At 59.7% G+C, this 22,652-nt stretch carries 9 protein-coding genes, 3 pseudogenes and 1 CRISPR repeat array (1 of these 13 cut by a window edge); of the genes and pseudogenes, 2 read left to right on the top strand and 10 right to left on the bottom strand.

Features of this window, described 5'->3' with window-relative positions:
* Positions 1-424: 424 nt before the first annotated feature.
* The 3 genes and pseudogenes from BBAG_RS08865 to alr all read right to left on the bottom strand — a co-directional run.
* Positions 425-631, bottom strand: a pseudogene (locus BBAG_RS08865) (hypothetical protein); the annotation flags it as partial.
* 72 nt (positions 632-703) lie between these two features.
* Positions 704-2,488 (bottom strand): annotated as a pseudogene (gene dnaG, locus BBAG_RS05960) (DNA primase); the annotation flags it as partial.
* Between the two features lie 108 nt (positions 2,489-2,596).
* Positions 2,597-3,955, bottom strand: coding sequence for an alanine racemase (alr, locus tag BBAG_RS05965; RefSeq protein WP_003826959.1), 1,359 nt, complete (start codon positions 3,953-3,955; stop codon positions 2,597-2,599).
* A 300-nt stretch (positions 3,956-4,255) separates the two neighbouring features.
* Between alr and BBAG_RS05970 the strand changes: the two genes are divergently transcribed.
* Complete coding sequence (locus BBAG_RS05970) at positions 4,256-5,683, top strand: amino acid permease (RefSeq protein ID WP_003826961.1); 1,428 nt, start codon at positions 4,256-4,258, stop codon at positions 5,681-5,683.
* Positions 5,684-5,890: 207 nt separating this feature from the next.
* Here the strand turns inward: BBAG_RS05970 and BBAG_RS05975 are convergent, their stop codons facing one another.
* The 7 genes from BBAG_RS05975 to BBAG_RS08670 form a co-directional block, all read right to left on the bottom strand.
* Positions 5,891-6,376, bottom strand: coding sequence for a GNAT family N-acetyltransferase (locus BBAG_RS05975; protein WP_045920183.1), 486 nt, complete (start codon positions 6,374-6,376; stop codon positions 5,891-5,893).
* Between the two features lie 211 nt (positions 6,377-6,587).
* Positions 6,588-7,073 (bottom strand): S-ribosylhomocysteine lyase, encoded by a 486-nt coding sequence (locus tag BBAG_RS05980; protein WP_033508449.1) that lies wholly within the window; start codon positions 7,071-7,073, stop codon positions 6,588-6,590.
* Positions 7,074-7,208: 135 nt separating this feature from the next.
* On the bottom strand, positions 7,209-9,152 hold the full coding sequence (gene recQ, locus BBAG_RS05985; protein ID WP_033508529.1) for a DNA helicase RecQ: 1,944 nt from the start codon (positions 9,150-9,152) through the stop codon (positions 7,209-7,211).
* Positions 9,153-9,229: 77 nt separating this feature from the next.
* On the bottom strand, positions 9,230-10,174 hold the full coding sequence (locus BBAG_RS05990; protein WP_033508531.1) for a DMT family transporter: 945 nt from the start codon (positions 10,172-10,174) through the stop codon (positions 9,230-9,232).
* A gap of 499 nt (positions 10,175-10,673) precedes the next feature.
* Positions 10,674-13,445: a carbon-nitrogen hydrolase family protein gene (locus tag BBAG_RS08145; RefSeq protein ID WP_231855851.1), complete on the bottom strand. Its 2,772-nt coding sequence runs from the start codon at positions 13,443-13,445 to the stop codon at positions 10,674-10,676.
* Between the two features lie 613 nt (positions 13,446-14,058).
* Positions 14,059-14,814, bottom strand: a complete 756-nt coding sequence (locus tag BBAG_RS08665) for a Fic family protein (protein WP_003826970.1) — start codon at positions 14,812-14,814, stop codon at positions 14,059-14,061.
* Between the two features lie 10 nt (positions 14,815-14,824).
* Positions 14,825-15,280 carry a hypothetical protein gene (locus tag BBAG_RS08670; protein ID WP_197540489.1) on the bottom strand — a complete coding sequence of 152 codons (456 nt, stop codon included), beginning with the start codon at positions 15,278-15,280 and terminating at the stop codon, positions 14,825-14,827.
* 230 nt (positions 15,281-15,510) lie between these two features.
* Between BBAG_RS08670 and BBAG_RS08910 the strand changes: the two are divergent.
* Positions 15,511-16,273: pseudogene (locus BBAG_RS08910) on the top strand (IS30 family transposase).
* 45 nt (positions 16,274-16,318) lie between these two features.
* A CRISPR array of direct repeats spans positions 16,319-22,652; the repeat unit is 29 nt; unit sequence GGGATCATCCCCGCGTGTGCGGGGAACAC (it continues 4,571 nt past the right edge of the window).

Below are 22,652 nucleotides of genomic sequence, written 5' to 3' on the forward strand. Positions count from 1 at the left end.
TACCCGAAACCCCGACTACAGCATGCCTGCGGCGTGCTGTTATTCAGCCGATCACCCCCAATTGCCAGACACTCGGCGGCCGCCTTCGTAAACGGCGCCAGAAATATACCACAAAACCATCCAAGTTGCCTTATTAATAGGGATTCTCGGCACTGCGGCACAGCGATTCCAGGAACCGACACGGCCGAACACGACTTCCGTAGGGTGTTCGAGCGTTCCGTAGGCGGATATCTATGACACACCCGTAGAGAAACGGCCATATTCGACCATTCTTTCAAGCCGACTCCAGCAACAACCACCTACGGAAGCGCAAAACCACCTACGGAACGCGGCCCTTCATCGAGCGCCATGCCGCCCATGCCGCCCATACCGCCCATACCAATACACGCCCGGCTGCATATGCCCGGCATCGGGCGACACACCGCTAATTGACGTTGTTGCCATGCACCTGATTCTGCAGGCTCTTACGCGACGCCTCCATATTCGTAATGGTGCCAAGCAGCGCGATCTTCTCCTCGCCATCGGGCAAGCGCGACATACGCGCACGCGCCGAAGCGATACTACGCACGAAACCCATATCCAGCAGACGCGCCAACAACTCGGAAGCATACCGCACCTCGGCCTTGGTGGCCGAAGCGGGACTGTTCGCATCGGACTGCACACGCTGCCCCTGCGCGTCATCGCCGTTTGCGGAACGATCGGCCAACGGCAACGGCATAACGGCCAGCTCATTAATCACCGGCTCAAGCATGGGTCCACCGGCCTTGGTGAGATTATGCATCCACAACCCCTGCGGAGTGGTTGTCTCCGGAAGCCCGCCGGCGGCAACAACCGCCTGGAACAGGGCACGGAACACCGAAGTCTCGAAACTGGCAGGAGTCAACGAATCAAACCAGTCAACACGGATGGCGTTGGGAATCTGAACAAGCACGGCCATGAACTGCTCTTCGGCAATGAACACGGCGTCATCCACATGATAGAACGTCTGCTTGTGTGCATTCTCACGCTCGATCTGGCGCACACGCTCAGGCATCATGGCACCGTCAGCATGCTGCGGCTGCACAAGACGCCGCTTCGGCGCATACGCATCCTCATCGCGCACACGCAACTGACGCCTGCACCGCTCCACCTCACGACGCATCATGTCAAGATCGACACCGCCAATACGCCGAGCCGCCTGGCGAGTATACAAATCCACCTGAGAACGGTCGCGAATCTGCGCGATCAACGGCGCCACAGCCTTCACCGCACCCAAACGCCCCGTACTATAGCTCGTATCAAAACGGTTGATCGCCGCACCGATCACAAAGTCATACAACGGTTTCGCCCTGGCAACCAACGCACGAACCGCCTCATCACCCTGTTCGATACGCAAATCGCACGGATCGAGATTATGCTCGGCCACCGCCACAAACGTCTGCGACAAAAACGCCGGATCAAGGCCGAACGCATGCAATGCCGCCTTCTGCCCAGCCGCATCGCCATCAAACGTGAACACGATACGCGAACTGACCGGCTGCCCGTCAACCTTCAACGGCCCCACCAGCTGAATCGCACCCAGCGAATCATCCTTCACCAAACGGCGCACGATCTTCGCATGCTCCTCGCCGAACGCGGTACCACACGTGGCGATAGCCGTATCCACACCCGCCAGATGCATGGCCATCACATCGGTATACCCCTCGACGATCACCGCCTGACGCTTCTTCACAATGGCCTGCTTGGCCAAATCAATGCCATACAACACCTGATTCTTGTGATACAGCTGCGTATCAGGCGTATTAATATACTTCGCCGCAATCTGATCATCGTCATACAGCTTGCGAGCGCCAAACCCCAACGTGCGACCCGTCGAATCACGAATCGGCCACGTCACACGCCCACGGAAATAGTCATAGACGCCACGCTGACCCTGCCGTGCCAAACCGGCATCCAGCATCTCCTGCTGCGTGAACCCCTGCGACGCAAGATGACGCACCAGATTATCCCACCCCTGCGGCGCATACCCGCAGCCGAAACGCTCGCAGTCGGCCTGGGTGAAGGTGCGTCCACCGAGCAGTTTGCGTGCGGCAAGCGCCTCCTTGGTCATGATCTGGCTGGCGAAGAAGCGCTGTGCGGCCTCGTTCGCTTCGAGCAGACGGGCGCGTTTGGACCCGGAATGCTCGGCGCGCGCGTTGCCGTTCTGCTCGTAGTGCAGTTCGATATGGTATTTGTCGGCGAGCAGTTCCACCGCCTCGCGGAAGTCGATGTTCTCCTGTTCCTCCACGAACTTGAACACGTCACCGCCCAGGCCGCAGCCGAAGCAATGCCACACGCCGAGCGCCGGACGCACGTTGAAGCTGCCGGTCTTCTCGTCGTGGAACGGGCATAGGCCTACAAACGTGCCGGTTCCCGAAGGCTTCAGCGATACTGAGGCGGATACGATGTCATACAGGTCCGCGGCGGCGCGCACCTTTTCGATGTCTTCCTTCTTGATCATTCCCGGCATAGTCCCCAACCCTATCAGCTATGCCGCACGTCATGCACGGCTATGGCCGCTTCCGCCCGTCGCAACCGTAGGCATGCGGGCAAAAGCGGCCATGGCGCAAAGCGCGTGTTACAGGATGCTCTTGGGATCGAGCTTGGCGAGATCCTCCGGAGCCAGCACTTCGGGCGCATGCTCGTACAGGCGCGGGATGCGATTGCGCAGGCAGGTGAAGATCTCATAGCTGATGGTATCGGCGGCGCGCGCCCAATCGTCGGCGGTGGGCTCGCCGTATTCCTCGCCGCGCCCCGGGCCGAACAGTTCGACAGTGTCGCCTTCCGCGATGCCGAGTTCCGCGGCGGAGCCGTGCAGATCGAGGATGAACTGGTCCATGCACACGCGGCCGGACACATGGTAGATATGCGGGCCCTGCTTGGTCATCACGCGCACCGGGCCGCCCGGCTTGTCCACATGCTTGGCGCCTTCCATATCGAAGCCGGATGCGGAGCGGTGGATGCCGTCCGCGTAGCCCAACGGCACAATGGCGGTCGACGTGTTCTGCGGGGTCAGGTAGGTACGGCCATACGAGATGCCGTGACCGGCCTCAACGTCCTTGACTGTGCCGAGCTGTGCCTGCAGACGCATGGCCGGCTTGAGCTTATACGTGTTCGGCGTGCCCATCGCCGGGTCGGGCTCGTAGCCGTACAGGCCGATGCCCGGGCGGGTGAGTTCGAAATGGATCTCCGGGCGGTCCAGCGTGGCGGCGGTGTTGGCGAGGTGACGGATGCTGGGCGCGATGCCGGCCTGCTTCATACGGTCGGTGAACGCGTTGAAGTTCGCGATCTGACGTTCGGTGGATTCCACGAACTCGGGAACGTCGGGACTGTCAGCCACGGCCAGGTGGCTCCACTGACCGATGACCTCGATCACACCCTCCTGGGCCAGCTGCACCAGCTTGGCCAATGCCGCGTCGAAACCTTCCGGGGTGAAGCCGTTGCGGCCGAACCCGGAGTCGACCTTCACATGCACGCGGGCGGCCTTGCCTAGTTTGCGGGCGGCTGCGGCGATGGCGTCGATGCCCGCCAGCGAGCCGACAGACACGTCGATATCGTTGTCGATCAGTTCGTCGAAGGGCACGGCGGTGCCGTTGTACACCCAGGTGAGAATGTGGCAACGGTCGGGGCCGATGCCCAACTGGCGCAGCAGCAGCGCCTCATGGGATTGCGCGGTGCCAAGCCAGGTGGCGCCGCCGGCCAGCGCTGCCAGTGCAGAGGGAAGCAGTCCATGGCCGTAGGCGTCGGCTTTGACCACTCCCATGACGGCGGTGCCGGATTGCGGTCCTCCCACGGTGGCGACAAGGTGACGCATATTGTCGCGCATCGCCTTCAGATCGACGATCGCCTGCGCCGGGTACTGGCGGCGGGCGGCTTCATAATTGGCTTTGCCCTGTTCGGATGAAAACGCGATTTCAGGTGCTGCATTCATACTCATGGTTCCCTATTGTCACTCGCACGTGTAACAAAATCCATGCATGAATCGCCGTCGTTCACTCGGATGTCTCATCTGCGGCATCGGTCGTTTTATCAATGCGCCATCGATGTGCACGCCGGAACGTATGCCGAGACGCAAAACTCTGTTTTTCCGTCCCAGCTCGTACACTACTGAACCACGTTGCGATTTTTCCTCATATGGAGAGCCGCACCATTTGATTTCTGGCGTTGAGGCGTGCCAGAGTCCCGGAGCACCGTCCGGTTTTTGCCCAATTTCGCATATTGCATTTGAGAGAGACCAATGGATCTATTCCGCAAAAAATCGGTGGACCAGCTTGTTTCCGAAGCGACGCCGCTGAAACGAACATTGAAAACCTTCGATCTGACCATGCTCGGCATCGGCGCGATCATCGGCACCGGCATCTTCGTACTCACCGGCAAGGGCGCGCTCACCGCAGGCCCCGCCCTGTCATTGTCGTTCCTGCTCGCGGCCGTATGCTGCGGCTTCGCGGGCCTGTGCTACGCGGAGTTCGCTTCGATGGCGCCCGTGTCCGGTTCCGCGTATTCCTACGCCTATCTGGCGTTCGGCGAGCTCATCGCCTTCGTGATCGGCTGGGATCTGATACTGGAATACGCGCTGCAGGCCGCCACCGTATCGGCCGGATGGTCGGGGTATTTCAACAAGCTGCTTGAAGGGTTCGGGCTGCACCTGCCCGTCGAACTCACCGCGGCATACGGCACCACGCCGGGCGTGACCACCTATTTCAATCTGCCGGGATTCGTCATCGTGCTGCTCATCACCTGGCTGCTGTCCATCGGCATCAGCCAGACCAAGAAGGCCAACGACATCATGGTGATGATCAAGCTCGTCATCATCGTGCTGTTCATCATCTGCACCGTCTGGTACGTGAACCCGGCGAACTGGAAGCCGTTCTCCCCCTACGGGGTCTACACGTTCCAGCCCGGTTCCACACAGCCCTACGGCATCGTGCCCGCCGCCTCGATCGTGTTCTTCAGCTTCATCGGCTTCGACGCGGTCTCGTCCTCCGCCGAGGAGACCATCAACCCGAACAAGACGCTGCCGCGCGGCATCCTGCTCTCGCTGGTCATCTCCACCGTGCTGTATATCGCCATGACCTTCATCATGACCGGCGTCGTGCCCTATAAGGAGTTCGCCAAGTTCGTGGACGCCCCGGTCGCCGGCGTGATTCTGGCCACCGGCCTGAACTGGCTGGCCGTGATCGTGAACCTCGGCGCGTTGATCGGCATGACCACCGTGATGCTCGTGCAGTTGTACGGTCAGTCCCGCATCTGCTATGCGATGAGCCGCGACGGCCTGTTCCCGAAGTTCTTCGGCGAGGTGCATCCGAAATACCACACCCCGTTCAAGGGCACCTGGTTCTTCGGCCTGCTGACGGCAATTGCCGGCGGTTTCATCAATATCAACGTGCTGTTCGAGCTGGTGAATATCGGCACGCTGTCCGCGTTCATCATCGTGTCCGCTGGCGTGCTGTGGATGCGCAAGACCCAGCCGGACGCGCACCGCGGATTCCGTGCGCCGGGCGTACCGTTCACGCCGATCTGCTCGATCGTGTTCTGCCTGATCCTGATCGGCGGACTCAACTGGGAGACCTGGCTGCGCTTCGCCATCTGGTTCTCGCTCGGTTTGGCGGTGTACTTCGCCTATAGCCGCAAGCGGTCCAAGTTGAACGAGCCGGGATTGTTCTGATCTGACCCGGGCAATCTGCCCACTATGTTGAATCTACCGATGCTCAGCGCCGTCTTGCCGTCGATAGTTTGGGAAGTCCTTAAACTATCGACGGCAAGACCGGTATCAGTGTAAGTAGACTAAGCCCCCTCCAAACTATCGACGCTCAACACTGTCCCAGCATCGGTAGTTTGGAGGGGGCTTAGCTTATCGACAACATGAGAACCGTCACCATTCGTGACGCTGGTAGGCGATACGCGTGGTGTCTGTAGGCCGATCGATAAGCTGGATCAGACCGCAGCGAGCGAAACCGTTCGATTCGAGAATATGCTGCATGGCCTTATTGTTCGGATGCGTATCGGCACGCACGTTACCGTAATGGGTCAACGCCCAACGAATGCAGTCGCGGGCCGCATGACGTGCCAAACCGGAAGACGCTATGCGATGAATCGTCACATAGCTGTCGTTATCCAGCCAAGCGCCATCGATATGCGTATATGTCGGATCCTCACCAAGACACACCGCGAACTGCGCCAGAATACGCTCCTTGCCATCCTTGGTATCGACCAGAAGCATCATGCGCTGACGCTTGATGTCATCGATCACCACGGATTCGCGTGGAAACGTACTTCCCCACTGTGTCGGATTGCCGTTGGCTGCCATCAACTCACGCGCACGCTGATAGATCACCCTCATCCGTGGCAAATCACTCATCGTGGCATGGCGAAAACGTCTCGTAGCCTTATCCTCAGTCACGCCTCACCTCACGCTTGCATAGTAAGCAATTCCGAGCGTTAAAGCTAGCACGTTCGGTGCACATGGCCACCCGCGCATCTCACCGCAAACAGGCATACAACACCGTGCGGCCCGCCCGGGCGAAACCACAGACGAGCCGCACACCAACGGCACCGCGCACAACCGGCGATCAGACCACCTTGCGTTCGAACGGATCAGAACTAATCCCCTTGGCGAGAATATCCTTCGCCCACTCCTTCGCCGTGAACAGACTATGATCACGATAATTGCCGCAACTCTCGATGGTCGTGGCCGGAACATCATCCCAAGTCGCCTCGTAAGCGATGAACTCCAAAGCCTCCTTCAACGCCTTGGCCACATCCTGCGTAGAATGCTCACCCCACGTCAACAAGTGGAACCCGGTACGGCAGCCGAACGGCGAACAATCAATATAACCGGGGATACGCTCGCGAAGCAGCACCGCAATCGTATGCTCGATGGTATGCAAGCCACCGGTAGGAATGGCGTTCTCATTCGGCTGCACCAAACGCAGATCATAGTTGGAGATCACATCCCCGTTCGGACCGGTCTGCGTATCGATATAACGCACATACGGCGCCTTCACCTTGGTATGGTCAAGCTGGAAGCTTTCAACAACTGGCTTTTCATCTGCCATGGCCACTGCCTTTCTACTGATTCGTATTACTACCCGCATACCACTGTGGCCGCATCACGCACGCAAGTCAATCGAACCGTTATGCGTGTCTTTGATTGCGCATTATCATCACGGCCCACACAGCCAACACCGCGACTACCGCCCAGAACGTTCGCCCACAGCCCGGATCACATCAAGGAACCGTTCACCATACCGCTGCATCTTAACCTCACCCACACCACTGACACCCAGCATCTGCGCACGAGTAGTCGGCCGAATACGAGCCATATCACGCAACGATTTATCACTGAACACAATGTAAGGCGGTTTGCCAATCTCACGCGCAATAGCCAAACGCAATTCACGCAACTTCTGAAACAGCCGCTCCTCCTCGCCATCCAACTCCTGCACACCGCCAGCCGCCTGAGACCGCCCCAATTGACCATCCAAGCCACCCTGACCGGAAACAGCACGACTCGGCACCCTACGCTTCACACGCTTCATTTCGTAATGAAACTGCGGACTCACCGTCTCAGCAGCCCTAACGCCAAATCCAACAAGCGGCAAACGCCCCTCGGAAATACAAAGAAACCCATCCGCCACCATCTGATTCAGCACATCACGCACCTGCGCTTCCGAAACACTGCCAAGCATGCCATAAGTAGCCATAGTCTCCGGATGCCACACCGCAAGATCCTGCGACTTCGAACCACGCAGAATCTTAACGATCTTGCCAACACCGACCTTCTGCTGCACATCATGCACGCACATACTGATGGCACGAGCCATATCAGTCACATCAACAGTCTCGAAAGCCCGCCCGCAATTAGCGCACCCGCCATCGCACACGCCGGCATCCGCAGCAGAGCGCTCGCCGAAATAGCGTGTCATATAGGTGTGCAGGCATTCGGTGGTACGGCAGTAGCCGACCATGCCGTCGAGCAGATGGCGTTTCGAGACGCGCACCACCTCCTGTTCTTCAGGGGTGAGTCTGGCGTTCTCGTAGTCGTTGTCCAGCAGGCGGCGACGCGTGACGATGTCGGATTCGTTCCACAGCAGCGTGCACCGGCTCGGTTCGCCGTCTCGCCCGGCACGCCCGGCCTCCTGATAGTAGGCTTCGATGCTTTCGGGCATATTGTGGTGGATCACGTAACGCACATTCGACTTGTCGATGCCCATGCCGAATGCGTTGGTGGCAACGACCACGGGCACGCGGTCGTTCACAAAATCACGTTGTGCCTGTTCGCGTACCTCCGGCGACATGCCGCCATGGTAGGCGACGGCGACGCGCCCCGTTTCGGCTTGCGGACCGAGCAGTACGGGAACGGTGTGGTTGAGCGAGGCGGCGAGCGCTTCCGTTTCCTTGCGCGTGGCGCAGTAGACGATGCCGGATTCGTTGGGATGATCGGCCACGTAGCGTGCAATCCACGGCGTCTTGTTTTTGGTGTCGAGTTTGAGGATGTCGAAGTAGAGGTTCGGGCGGTCGAAGCCGGTGACGGTAATGCTTGGATTGGCTAGGCCCAGTATGGAGATGATGTCTCGCCGAACGCGTTCGGTGGCGGTTGCGGTGAAGGCGGCTACGGCTGGGCGGGTTGGCAGTTTGGCGATGAATTCGCCGATGCCCAGGTATGAGGAGCGGAAGTCCTGCCCCCATTGGGACACGCAGTGCGCTTCGTCCACAGCCACCATGGAGATGGGCGTGTGGCTGGCGAAGTTTTGGAATCGTTGTGTTTCCAAGCGTTCCGGAGCTACATACAGGAGTTTGGCCTGCCCGTTGGCGGCCATGGACAGGGCGAAATCCTGCTGGTCGGGCGTTTGCATGCCGTTGACGAACAAGGCGGGGATGCCTACATCGTTCAGCGCGTCGACCTGATCCTGCATGAGGGAGATAAGCGGTGAGACGACTAGGGAGATGCCGGGCAGAATGGTGGCGGGGATCTGGTAGCAGATGGATTTACCGGCACCGGTGGGCATGACGCCGAGCACGTCGCGCCCGTTCAACAGTGCGTTGACGATTCCCGCCTGCCCTGGTCGGAACGATTCATAGCCGAAATACCGTTGCAGCGCTTCCAGTGCGCGGCTGTCCCCATGTTCGTCCATGCGGTCGTTCACACGCTCATCTATGCGGTCGTCCATATCGCCCAGTGTAACAACGAGCGTTATCTTCGCGGTGCCGTTCACATGGCCTTGAGAATAATGCCGATGGCCGCGATGGCAATGCCGCCGTATTGTGCGGCGGCCACATGCCTGCGTGGCACGCCCAACAGTCCGAATCGGTCAACGACCAGTCCACCGCCCACTTGGCCGAGCAGTATCAGCATCACCGTCAAGCCGGTGCCGATGTGTGCGGAAAGATACGAGTTGCACATCACCAGCGTCGCACCCAGCAGTCCGCCGGTCCACATCCACCACGGATTGCCTTTCTTCGGAGCGTCACCCAGACTGTAGGTGCGGTCCTTCACCGCCACCACGAGCGCGAGCGCCGCCAAGCCGACCGTGAAGGAAGCCAACGATGCTTTGACCGGAGACTGCAATGCGACGCCCAGACGCCCAAGCAGCGCGGTTTGTATGGCCGAACACATGCCAAAGGCGATGCCGACGCAGCTCCACAGCAACGTGGAAAGGTTACTGGTTTTGCCAGAGCCCTGGCCGGTGGCGGCATCGTTGACATGGTTGCGTGGTTTCACTCCGGCGACGGCAATCAGAAAGCCGGCCAAGGCCAATACGGTGCCGGCGATGCGCAGCGGGGCGATTGGCTGGCGTTGCGTGCCAAACCAGCCGAACATGTCGATAAGCAATCCCATGATGATCTGCCCCGTAACCGGCATGATCACGGTTTTCAAGCTTCCGAGCTTGGGCAGAAGCAGCACGTTGCCGGTGAGAAATGTGACACCGAAGACGCCAGCCAGCCACATCCACCATGGGCCATGGAGCGCGGAAGCGGGAACCAGCGGATACGGGCCTACCACAAGAGTCAACGTGAGCATGGCAAGCAGCCCCACGCTGAACGAAACCAACGATGCGCGCAACGGCGAGCCAATGGAACGGCCGAGCCGCGTATTCACCGCGGTCTGCACCGGTGTGATCAGACCAGAGAAAATACCCAACGGTGCGGTAAGCATAGCCAACATAATCGCTCTCCTTGTGCTGCCCTTGCGCTGCCCTTTTATTGTTCTTTTGCCGCGGACAGTCTAGCAGGGTGGGGTGGCAGATGCGGATGGGAGGGGAAGATGGGCACGCTGATGCAGTCGCAAAACCACTAGGACTGAAACGGAGCGAAATATGTCACAGTATGGCAGAATGTGGGCTATCTCGCTTGGTCTCGGCAGATTCGATGTCCCCTACCATCTATGTGGCTTATTCGTGGCATCGTAAATCCTGTAACGCGAGTATGGCCGTTGCAATTGCAACGGCCATACATGGCATATCTCGATTTCAGTGCCACAAATAAGCATAGGTTTCCCGAACAGGGCAAATCTGCCACAAACAGCGAAATACATGGCAATCAACGGGGTTGGCCGATTATTTGCAACAAGAACGTAATGGCGTTACCACAAACTTATCGCAGATAACCGGCCCGATGCCGCAGATCGGCATCTCGACAATCCCGCTGTTCGAGAATCACCTGCCGACAGTTTTCCTCCAGGCATAGGCACCAACTGTCGTTCCTGCGCCGAGCAGCAGAATCATAACCATGACCACTGCAGCCACACTAGAACCGGTGTTTGCCGATGTCGTCTCATTGCTCTTCTGCTTTACACCTTCCGTAGTAGATCCGGCAACGAAATCAGCGGCATCGCCATTGTCAGACGGTTTAGTCAGATTAGCTTCACCATTGTCGGCGCTCTTAACTTGCAGCCCTGCGATCGCCTCATCAAGTTGCTTTGCCGCCGCAGTGACCAAGTCGCTCTGTTCGCTGCTGAACGTGGTGTTGTTCTGCAGCGAGAGCGCCTGCTCGTAGGCGTCAGTAAGAGCAGACAGTGTGGCATCGGTGTATTTGCCGGATTCCGCAAGCTTGGCCACGGCCCGTGCAATCGGATCGGCGAGCGCGGTCTTATCCAATGCTGAGCTCTCGGGGTACATGGACTGGTAGCCAGCGATGAATCGCTTCGCGAGCTGATCGTACATCTTGGAATACAGGCGTGCTTGGAAGTTCATCACACGGAAACCTGCGGATTTGAGGTTCATGGTCCGGTATTCGAGATTATCTGGATCATAGGCACCTTCGGCGAAGGTCATGTTGGCGGATTCGGTTAGAGACGCGCCCTTACCGGTACCGCTGGTGTCGAGCGCGCTACCAGTTGCATAGTCGAAGGACGTGCCGTTTTTGCCGCTCCACGCGTTGATGATGAGGCTTGACGTGCGGAACGGATCGTATCCGACTCCCATGTAGTTATAGCCCGCTACGGTTTTGCCCGAGGAGACGGTCTCGCCATTGTCGTTCACGGAGTAGATCGGATTACCATCCGAGTCAAGCGGGTAGCCGTCCGGTCCCCACACGTTGTCGGTGACCACGCCAAGACCATCGCGATCGGTGTAGCTGCCCATGCGGGTTTCACGATACCAGGCATTTCCTGTGGTCGCGGTGGGGTGCAGCAGCAGTTCGGCGCCGGAGGCTGCATAGTAGCGGCCGAGTTCGGGGTAGAAATGCCCATCGCGGCAAATGTCGACGCCGGCCTTAAGCGGATTGCCATTGGCATCCTTCCACTCGGGGAGCTCGAACATAAGCGGTGTGCTGCCGGGCATGGACCAGGCCGTTTCCTCGGAGCCGGCACGATGCATCTTCTGGAACGAGTCGGTATGGCCATCGGGGAAGGCAACCGCTGCGGAATTGTAGACCTTCTTCACGCCATCGGTGTCGGTAATCGGGCCGCCGTCCGGCATCTCGGGCAGACCGAACACCACGTACATGCCGTACTTCTTGGCGGCTGCCGCGATCTTCTGCACGGATTCGCCGCGCGTCGTGTCACCGTCCGCGCCCTTCACCTTTTCGGCGAGCACGACCTGCATGTAGTCGTTACTCTTGGCGAGCAGCGTATTGACCGATGCGTTGGATGTATGTGCGTCGTCCTTACCTTCCGGATCGGTGCTGTCGTAACCGGTGAGGATGGTTTCGGGGAATACGATGATGTCAACGCCTTTGCCATGCGCCTCATCAATGTATTTGAGCATCATTTCGGTGTTCTTTTCTTTATCGCCCCACACTGCGCTTACATTGGCGACCGCAGTAGTCGGCGCATCCGAAGAACCGTAACGGTATGAAAGGTTCTGCCCGGATTCCTGCTTGTCGGCAAGCTGCGCATACCACTTGGCGTAATAATCCGGGTGGAAGTCGTTGGCGACCTTGGTGGTGCTGCCTACGGTCAGGCGCATGTCCTTGTCATTGACGAGCGCGCCTTCCTTGGCGGTGAGAATGGTCCCGTCCGCGTTCAAACCGGCGTAGTATTTGGCCGCCGAGAACCCGCCCTGCAGAATCACGCTGCCACCGGGGAAGTCATACGGCTGGTTCTCTCCTTCACCTGCATAGCCGTCCTTGCCAACCAGATCGGCGCTGGCAATGGTCAGCCCATCACGGGAGGCAATGGATTCAAGGCGATTCTTGTAGTACCACTCCCAACCCTTAGCGTCTTTTACTCCATCGCCATCGATATCCGTGTAGCTGCGGGATGTTGCGGTCGGGTTGACGAGCAGGCTCACACCTTGAGCCGCATAATAACGCTCGATCTCTGGCTGCGCATAGGTGTCATAGCAGATGCTCAAACCCATCAGGCCCCATTCGGTCTGCAAAATGACCGGCGTGCTGCCTGGAGTGGCCCAGTTGCCTTCCACCGGGGCTATTTTCTGGTATGCGCTGACCTGACCCTTCGGGGAGATCGCGAAGGCGGAATTGTAGGCGTGCTCGGTGTCGCCTGGGATCTTTTCGGAAGTACCGTAGATTACCCACATATCGTTTTCCGCAGCGGCTTTCGCCAGTTCACGGGTTATGGGGCTTTCGGTAGTCTCCGCTTGCGAAACCGCCATCTTATACGCTGCGGAGTCCGGATCGCTGGAAGAAACATAGCCTGTGAGCGCCATCTCGGGGAAGACGATCATTTTGACGCCATTCGCGTGTGCGCTGGCAATGTATTTCAGCATGCTGGCCTTGTTGGCTTGCTTGTTGCCCCATGTGGGGTGGAAGTTCACCACGGAAAGCTGCCCTGCCGGGATGGTCCCTGATGTGACGGTGGACGCGGCTGCGACCGTTGTGCTGGAGTAGGTGTCCGCGTAGGCTGCGGAGCCTCCGGCGAGGGCCATGGTCGCGCACAAGGCAATGCTGCCGACCGCCGCGACGGCAGCTGTGATGCGGCGCTTCATCGGGAATCGTGTAGCGTGCGCGGCCGTCTGTTCTGCCATGGGCACGCCGGTCCTTGCCGATGCTGGTTCTGTGGTGGACTGTTTAGATTCCGCCATATCCTTTTCCTCTCTGTTATTTGCCTGCCGATGTCTCCTGATCATCGAACGACTTCACTGGCTAGTTGCAATGTGCGTAATGCGACTGAAGCACAATGCGCAAAACTGCCAATTCCGCCACACAGGCATGACTGAGCAACGAGAGGATTGTCAACCTTGAAATTTTCTGAATGAATTCCGAACAGTTTCCATACGATGCGATTCGCGTTATCAATCGTTTGCCGTGCGGTTTCACGCTGGTTTCACGGTGCTTTTTCTAGCGCTACAATGCCGCTACGCCGTGATGCGCACGTTTTTCTTCCTGCTTGAATATGCGCTGTGTTCGGATACAGTGCGCGGATGCAGCGCATACAGATGACAGCATTCGAGCACTGCGAATCAGCCCGTTGCATTGAGAGACGACGAAGATCCTACGCGGGGTTATTCAGCGGTTGGACCGAATATTTTTGAGATCCATCAATGAAGCCTGAGCTAGGAAGCTCAGGAAATAAAACAATTCTGGGGGATACCCGATATCAATGAATTGCAAAAATCACCGGAGGCTGTCCAACTCTCACTATCCCCTCCGCAACCCCGCCGCGTATTCGTCAAGCACATCGAGAATGCCACGGTGCTCGTATACAACGTTGCGCTGCTTTCCTGTACGCGCCACTACAACACCGCGTTCGGTCAAGGTCTTGATTGCACGCTCCGCTTGCGGCTTGGACAAGCCAAGAGTCTTCTGTAAATACCGCGTATTGATGATCGGCTGCGCAATCAAATTCGGCAACACCCGCCAAACAGCGGCGTCAGAACGCACCCCATACAAATCGGCACGCGCTTCATCCAACTGTTCACACAAATCATCAATCAGCTTCCTGCCGCTCGTCGCGGCGAATCGACAGGCTTCCGCGAATCGCCTGACAATCGGCGAGGCATCACCCTCACGGAAAAGAGTCAATGCAGCGAAATAGTCTTCAGTATCGCGCAGTAGGCCAGCAGAAACGGGAGGCGCGGTATTACGCGACAATCCCTTATTGCGAAGAATCGCATGCACCAGCGCACGTCCACAACGCCCATTGCCGTCCGCAAACGGATGAATGGTCTCGAACTGCGCGTGAGCAATCGCACACTGCGCGACCACCGGCAAATCATCACGCTCGATAAACTCAAGCAGATCCGCCATCGCACCAGCAATCAACTCAGGCTGTGGACCGACATGAGCGGCGCCACGTGGCGAATAACCATCGGTACCGACCCATACCAGATTAGTGCGATACGTGCCCGCGTATTCTCCCCAACCTTGCTGAGCGGAAAGCAAAGCCTCATGCATGGCAAGAATGTTATTCTTCCGTCATGCTATCGCCCAACTTCAGCGCAGCCTCCATGGCGTGCACATTACCGACTACGACCGCCGCATTGTCACTTGTTCCCTCATCAATAATTTCCAAAGCAAGGTTCTTCGCGCCGACTGTCAGATTCTCTATCTGAGAAGACGATGACGCTTCCGTACGCAGCAACACGGCACTCATCGGACCAAGCACATGATTGCCCTCCCCTAACTTCGCAGCGGCATAAGAGTCAAAAGATGCCAATGAGCATGATGCCTCTTCACAATCTGCAAGCATTTCGGATGGAAAACCGACATGTAGATCCGCAAGTCTGATCGGCACGGCCGACTCGTATTCGCCATTGCCACGGGAACGTCGGGACCGTGAAACAGGAGCATCTTCCGGAATATGCCAGATATGACGTTCTTTTCCGAGCGGCGGGACAGCAAGCCTCTCGTCATTATCCATGATCCCCTCTTTCAGTTAACTACACTTATTTAATTAACTGTAGCTTAAATTATGTTTAGCTACACTTATTTGATTAACTGTAGCTAAACGCAAATGCTGGGTATGTCTACAGCCAACATGCAGGGAAGATTATTTGCCGCTGCTTCCCCGTCCCGTTGTCTAAATGAAAGTGCAACACCCCGTTAGATTGGAGATTGCTTAGAAAACCAGTCCGAGGGGATGTCGAACCCATAGGAGAAGCATATTCGCGCCTGTCGGAGGAGGAGCGCCAGGCCGTCTGGATCGAGATCGGCAACGGTGCCAGCACCAACGGGATCGCGCCATGCTCGGCCGCAACGCCTCGACGGTCAGTCGGGAGATCAGGCGCAGCACGTGGTTCCCGTCCAACGAGAGCGAGTCCTACCGGCCGTACCGGTCAAAACGGCTCAAGACGGACCCATGGACCGGCAAGTGCTACATCGCCGCCGGCCACGCACGCCCATATCCGAACGGCCGGAGACAGGAGCGAATCCGGCCATTGGAAGGCCGACAGCATGGTCGGCGTGGGATGCAACCTGCACACCGAGGCTGAACGGAAGACCTGGTTCCTCATGGCCCGGATCGTCCCTGACAAGACCGCCGGGGAGAACATCGGAGCGCAGCTGGCGATATTCCCCCGGATGCCCGAAGGCGCCAGAATCAGCGTCACACACGACAACGGCACCGAGCTCGCCCGGCGCGCGCCTGCGCGACGAGCTGGGCATGGACGCCTATTTCGCCGACCCGTACTCCAGCTGGCAGCGGGAAGGCAACGAAAACCGCAACGGCTTGATCCGCCGGCATCCGTCCAAAAGAAGCGGGATCCGGATGGATATGGCTGGGGATGTCGGGGAGATGGTCGACGAAACCGACAACCGGCCCATGCGCGTGCTGGGTTACCGCACGCCCGCCGAGGCGTTCGCCGACAAACTGCTAGAATTACAGGACCAACAAGGGTGTTGCACTTCTAAATAGACAACGAGAACACCCCATAGCATCTGCATTCGGATATCCTCATAGGGGATCATCCCCGCGTGTGCGGGGAACACCTGTTGGCGACGGGGTACCAGTTGCCGCCGTTGGGATCATCCCCGCGTGTGCGGGGAACACATGCGTTTGATGGCAGCCGCGGCCTCGTCCGAGGGATCATCCCCGCGTGTGCGGGGAACATTAGACGGGTCCGGCCGGCTGGCGGCTGATGCGGGGATCATCCCCGCGTGTGCGGGGAACACACATGCTTCAGTGCCGAGACGGCCGCCTACGCGGGATCATCCCCGCGTGTGCGGGGAACACAGGAGGGTTCACATGGAGGGTTTACCTGGAGGGGGATCATCCCCGCGTGTGCGGGGAACACATCTCGACCAAACGCTGAGCCTGAATCTTGGCGGGATCATCCCCGCGTGTGCGGGGAACACGACACGAGGGGAATCAGAAGATTGCACAACTCGGGATCATCCCCGCGTGTGCGGGGAACACGTTGTGCACCGTCGAAGCCGGTGCACCTCACGGGGATCATCCCCGCGTGTGCGGGGAACATTAGACGGGTCCGGCCGGCTGGCGGCTGATGCGGGGATCATCCCCGCGTGTGCGGGGAACACACATGCTTCAGTGCCGAGACGGCCGCCTACGCGGGATCATCCCCGCGTGTGCGGGGAACACAGGAGGGTTCACATGGAGGGTTTACCTGGAGGGGGATCATCCCCGCGTGTGCGGGGAACACATCTCGACCAAACGCTGAGCCTGAATCTTGGCGGGATCATCCCCGCGTGTGCGGGGAACACGACACGAGGGGAATCAGAAGATTGCACAACTCGGGATCATCCCCGCGTGTGCGGGGAACACGTTGTGCACCGTCGAAGCCGGTGCACCTCACGGGGATCATCCCCGCGTGTGCGGGGAACACAGGTAGCGCGATTCTTAACGGCCTATTGAATGGGGATCATCCCCGCGTGTGCGGGGAACACCCTACCAGGCGCAGGACGGGTCCAACCGCACCGGGATCATCCCCGCGTGTGCGGGGAACACCCTTGGAGGGGCTTAAGCCGTTTCTTGGTGCTGGGATCATCCCCGCGTGTGCGGGGAACACTGTGCGCGGCCATGATCTCGTCGTGCATCACCGGGATCATCCCCGCGTGTGCGGGGAACACACAGATAACACTTTTGCCTGGAAGGTCGCCGAGGGATCATCCCCGCGTGTGCGGGGAACACTTGCCTTCGTTCCTCTTGCCGTCTTTCATCGCGGGATCATCCCCGCGTGTGCGGGGAACACTTGCCTTCGTTCCTCTTGCCGTCTTTCATCGCGGGATCATCCCCGCGTGTGCGGGGAACACCCGGTGGTGCCCTGGTCGATCTGCGGATGACGGGGATCATCCCCGCGTGTGCGGGGAACACTTTGGCGTGTTGTGTGCTACGTGCGTGGGCGCGGGATCATCCCCGCGTGTGCGGGGAACACGGGCACTTCTCACACATGACTTGCCCCTCAGTGGGATCATCCCCGCGTGTGCGGGGAACACAAATCCAACATGCCAGCCACGGGCGCATCCACAGGATCATCCCCGCGTGTGCGGGGAACACTGGCGGCTCAGGGTGGTGTAGCCGCCGTAGGTGGGATCATCCCCGCGTGTGCGGGAACACCTTGTTATCGACGGCGCGGCTCCGACCGAAACGGGATCATCCCCGCGTGTGCGGGGAACACCGGCCGTCGATGTGGATGCCACGAACACGTCCGGGATCATCCCCGCGTGTGCGGGGAACACCCCTTTTCAAGCATTGTGCATAACCCACCCGGGGGATCATCCCCGCGTGTGCGGGGAACACGGCCCACATGATCTGCCTGGAGCTCCCCACCAGGGATCATCCCCGCGTGTGCGGGGAACACTCTTCAGCGTCTGGAATTCCTTGCCGAGGCTGGGGATCATCCCCGCGTGTGCGGGGAACACATGATTCTTCTTCCCTCCATTCTCTTCCTCTCGGGATCATCCCCGCGTGTGCGGGGAACACGAGGTCATGCAAGGTGTTTTGAAGGTCGCGCAGGGATCATCCCCGCGTGTGCGGGGAACACCTGCAAGGTATCGTCGTCGGTCTTCTCGGCCTGGGATCATCCCCGCGTGTGCGGGGAACACAAGCCCAGGCGTCGGCAGCCCACTGCACGACCGGGATCATCCCCGCGTGTGCGGGGAACACGTGCCCTGGCTGAAGTCGCTGTTGACGAGCAGGGGATCATCCCCGCGTGTGCGGGGAACACAAGCCCAGGCGTCGGCAGCCCACTGCACGACCGGGATCATCCCCGCGTGTGCGGGGAACACGTGCCCTGGCTGAAGTCGCTGTTGACGAGCAGGGGATCATCCCCGCGTGTGCGGGGAACACGTGTCTTGATATAGCCTTGTTTGTTGTCCACTGGGATCATCCCCGCGTGTGCGGGGAACACTGGAAGGTGCCGACATCCATATTCTGCAGCTGGGGATCATCCCCGCGTGTGCGGGGAACACCTGAGATTTAATGGAATTCGCTGTCTGGGTAAGGGATCATCCCCGCGTGTGCGGGGAACACGTCTGTGGTGGTTTTCTTGTAGTGTCTTGCTGGGGATCATCCCCGCGTGTGCGGGGAACACCAATCGATTGGCAGTCCGCCGCCCGGCTTGGCGGGATCATCCCCGCGTGTGCGGGGAACACGCTCTTTTGATGATCCTGTCCACCGGCAGCGCGGGATCATCCCCGCGTGTGCGGGGAACACGGACACACGAGACATATTCCCGTTGGGAGGTAGGGATCATCCCCGCGTGTGCGGGGAACACGAAGCGCACCCGGCCCTGGCCGGCGGAAGCGGGGATCATCCCCGCGTGTGCGGGGAACACTGGTTCCAGTCTGGTGCGGTGGGTTCGTTCATCGGGATCATCCCCGCGTGTGCGGGGAACACTTCCACGACCCGTACACCGGGCGGACCATGAGGGGATCATCCCCGCGTGTGCGGGGAACACTAGAACGCCTCGAGGCTTTCGCACGGGCCGTCGGGATCATCCCCGCGTGTGCGGGGAACACGCTCCGCCCCTCGCATGCCTCTTCGATGCACGGGGATCATCCCCGCGTGTGCGGGGAACACACGGAAGGCACGTCCAAAACCGCACGCTGGCAGGGATCATCCCCGCGTGTGCGGGGAACACTCCGGCGAAGGCGGCGAGCCCGAGCCGAAATCGGGATCATCCCCGCGTGTGCGGGGAACACTCCGTGACGGCCTCGGGTCATGCCTGCATGCGGGGATCATCCCCGCGTGTGCGGGGAACACGGCGTATGTCTTGAGCGCCTTCTCGTCGTCGAGGGATCATCCCCGCGTGTGCGGGGAACACGAACTGCCCGAACTGAGACAGGCGGCGATCCGGGGATCATCCCCGCGTGTGCGGGGAACACCACCAGCGCAACCCATCAGGCTCCTTCTGGCGGGGATCATCCCCGCGTGTGCGGGGAACACTCCCTGATGCCATCCCCAAGTTCTTCCACATCGGGATCATCCCCGCGTGTGCGGGGAACACCGGACGGGCGTAGGAAGTCCGTCGAGGACATGGGGATCATCCCCGCGTGTGCGGGGAACACAGTTCGGTGGATGTCATGGTGAGCTTGCCCTGGGGATCATCCCCGCGTGTGCGGGGAACACCTCTATTATCGTTCCCAGGCACACTACGACCGGGGATCATCCCCGCGTGTGCGGGGAACACAGTGTGCTGTCATTCATTGTTTGGTTCCTGGTGGGATCATCCCCGCGTGTGCGGGGAACACCCGGTGCGTGAGATTACCGTCTCTTTCGCCATGGGATCATCCCCGCGTGTGCGGGGAACACGTCACGCCCAGCGAGCAGATGGTCATGGGGTAGGGATCATCCCCGCGTGTGCGGGGAACACGAAATAATGGTATCGTGTCTGACAATCCTTCTGGGATCATCCCCGCGTGTGCGGGGAACACGCCGCCAGTGATTTTTCCATAGCGCTTACACGGGGATCATCCCCGCGTGTGCGGGGAACACCAAACCGCACGCACACGCAAAATTGTCATACGTGGGATCATCCCCGCGTGTGCGGGGAACACAAGGCGAACCCGGAGATCTTCGACGTGCTGCTGCAGGATCATCCCCGCGTGTGCGGGGAACACAATATCCAATTGGACGTGTGGCAGTCGTACCAGGGATCATCCCCGCGTGTGCGGGGAACACCTATAATCTGTCATGTTTCCTAAGTATCGGCTGGGATCATCCCCGCGTGTGCGGGGAACACAAATGCCGCCCGGTCCGCCCAAGCCGCAGCCGAGGATCATCCCCGCGTGTGCGGGGAACACCGACAGCGATGATGTGCGTATCGCCCATGATGGGGATCATCCCCGCGTGTGCGGGGAACACATTGCATACCGCATCGAGGGCGCTTCGTCCCAGGGATCATCCCCGCGTGTGCGGGGAACACACCACCACCGCAACCGGAAAACTCGCCGACCAGGGATCATCCCCGCGTGTGCGGGGAACACAGCGGCTGGTCCGGGCGCCTCGACCTGAACAGGGGATCATCCCCGCGTGTGCGGGGAACACAAGGACGGTAGACGTGTGCAGAGGGTGAAGCAGGGATCATCCCCGCGTGTGCGGGGAACACATCCTCCTTTGCTAAGAGTCATCTTGTCGCAGGGGATCATCCCCGCGTGTGCGGGGAACACGGCAGTAGGTCCACCGCGCTCAGGCTTTTCTTGGGATCATCCCCGCGTGTGCGGGGAACACCTTGCCGATGTGCTGGCGCATTACGACGACCCGGGATCATCCCCGCGTGTGCGGGGAACACCCGCAGATACACAATGTTTTCCTCATTAGCCTGGGATCATCCCCGCGTGTGCGGGGAACACTGCGTGCCCACCTGCGCCTGAGCGTAGGCGTTGGGATCATCCCCGCGTGTGCGGGGAACACTGCGTGCCCACCTGCGCCTGAGCGTAGGCGTTGGGATCATCCCCGCGTGTGCGGGGAACACACTTGGCCTTGGCGGCACCGGCCTTGGTCGCGGGGATCATCCCCGCGTGTGCGGGGAACACGATTCGGCGGATATCACAGGCATGTTTCAGACGGGATCATCCCCGCGTGTGCGGGGAACACCCGATATCAAGCTTGTACTTGGCGAAGTAGGGGGGATCATCCCCGCGTGTGCGGGGAACACGAATTATAAATCCTACGCATTGCGCAAGGCGTGGGATCATCCCCGCGTGTGCGGGGAACACGATTTGCTTAATTACGTTGACGCCCGCCGTTTGGGATCATCCCCGCGTGTGCGGGGAACACTGGTAGAAGGCGTTCCAAGTGTTCTGAATATCGGGATCATCCCCGCGTGTGCGGGGAACACCGTAGATAGTGCTTGGTCTGCGGGTGCTTGCGGGGATCATCCCCGCGTGTGCGGGGAACACTTCTACGAGATGAACCGTAAAGATCAGTACCCTAGGATCATCCCCGCGTGTGCGGGGAACACGGACGCGGGCGACTACCTGACCACCGGACAGAGTGGATCATCCCCGCGTGTGCGGGGAACACGTGCCCTTGGACATGAAACCGGCAGATTTGCAGGGATCATCCCCGCGTGTGCGGGGAACACTTTTCGACGTTGGCGGTGTCGATGCCGGCGAAGGGATCATCCCCGCGTGTGCGGGGAACACGGAACCGGCGGGATCAAGATGCAGATGGCACAGGGATCATCCCCGCGTGTGCGGGGAACACATTTGGTTTGCTTTATCGATCACATAATCGACGGGATCATCCCCGCGTGTGCGGGGAACACACCATGCGCAACTTCCCCTACCTTCGTGACGAGGGATCATCCCCGCGTGTGCGGGGAACACTGCCGCTTGTCGGGGTAAAACAGCACGAGGCCGGGATCATCCCCGCGTGTGCGGGGAACACATGATGTGGAGCGGGGTTGACAATCCCGTAACGGGATCATCCCCGCGTGTGCGGGGAACACCGGTGATTCCACGGCGATCACGCGCATAAGCAGGGATCATCCCCGCGTGTGCGGGGAACACATGGCCGACTTCACGAGCGGCAACGGCCTGACGGGATCATCCCCGCGTGTGCGGGGAACACCATATCGCCAATGGCATCGCGGCGTGTTTCGTGGGATCATCCCCGCGTGTGCGGGGAACACCGGGTATTTGAAGCTGTTCTGCGTGTATCCGGGGGATCATCCCCGCGTGTGCGGGGAACACAGCATGGCCGGAAGCACCAGCCTCGCTGACGGGGGATCATCCCCGCGTGTGCGGGGAACACCTGGACATGCGCGTGGTCATCGCGCCCATCGCGGGATCATCCCCGCGTGTGCGGGGAACACGAATGTGACCCTCACGTT

Source organism: Bifidobacterium angulatum DSM 20098 = JCM 7096, assembly GCF_001025155.1.
Classification (GTDB): Bacteria; Actinomycetota; Actinomycetes; order Actinomycetales; family Bifidobacteriaceae; genus Bifidobacterium; species Bifidobacterium angulatum.

Coding starts and splice junctions, on each gene's coding strand:
- alr (WP_003826959.1), bottom strand. CDS start 3,955: ATGAGTATGAATGCAGCACCTGAAATCGCGTTTTCATCCGAACAGGGC.
- BBAG_RS08145 (WP_231855851.1), bottom strand. CDS start 13,445: ATGGCAGAACAGACGGCCGCGCACGCTACACGATTCCCGATGAAGCGC.
- BBAG_RS05980 (WP_033508449.1), bottom strand. CDS start 7,073: ATGGCAGATGAAAAGCCAGTTGTTGAAAGCTTCCAGCTTGACCATACC.
- BBAG_RS05990 (WP_033508531.1), bottom strand. CDS start 10,174: ATGCTTACCGCACCGTTGGGTATTTTCTCTGGTCTGATCACACCGGTG.
- BBAG_RS08670 (WP_197540489.1), bottom strand. CDS start 15,280: ATGGATAATGACGAGAGGCTTGCTGTCCCGCCGCTCGGAAAAGAACGT.
- BBAG_RS08665 (WP_003826970.1), bottom strand. CDS start 14,814: ATGCATGAGGCTTTGCTTTCCGCTCAGCAAGGTTGGGGAGAATACGCG.
- recQ (WP_033508529.1), bottom strand. CDS start 9,152: ATGGACGAACATGGGGACAGCCGCGCACTGGAAGCGCTGCAACGGTAT.
- BBAG_RS05970 (WP_003826961.1), top strand. CDS start 4,256: ATGGATCTATTCCGCAAAAAATCGGTGGACCAGCTTGTTTCCGAAGCG.
- BBAG_RS05975 (WP_045920183.1), bottom strand. CDS start 6,376: ATGAGTGATTTGCCACGGATGAGGGTGATCTATCAGCGTGCGCGTGAG.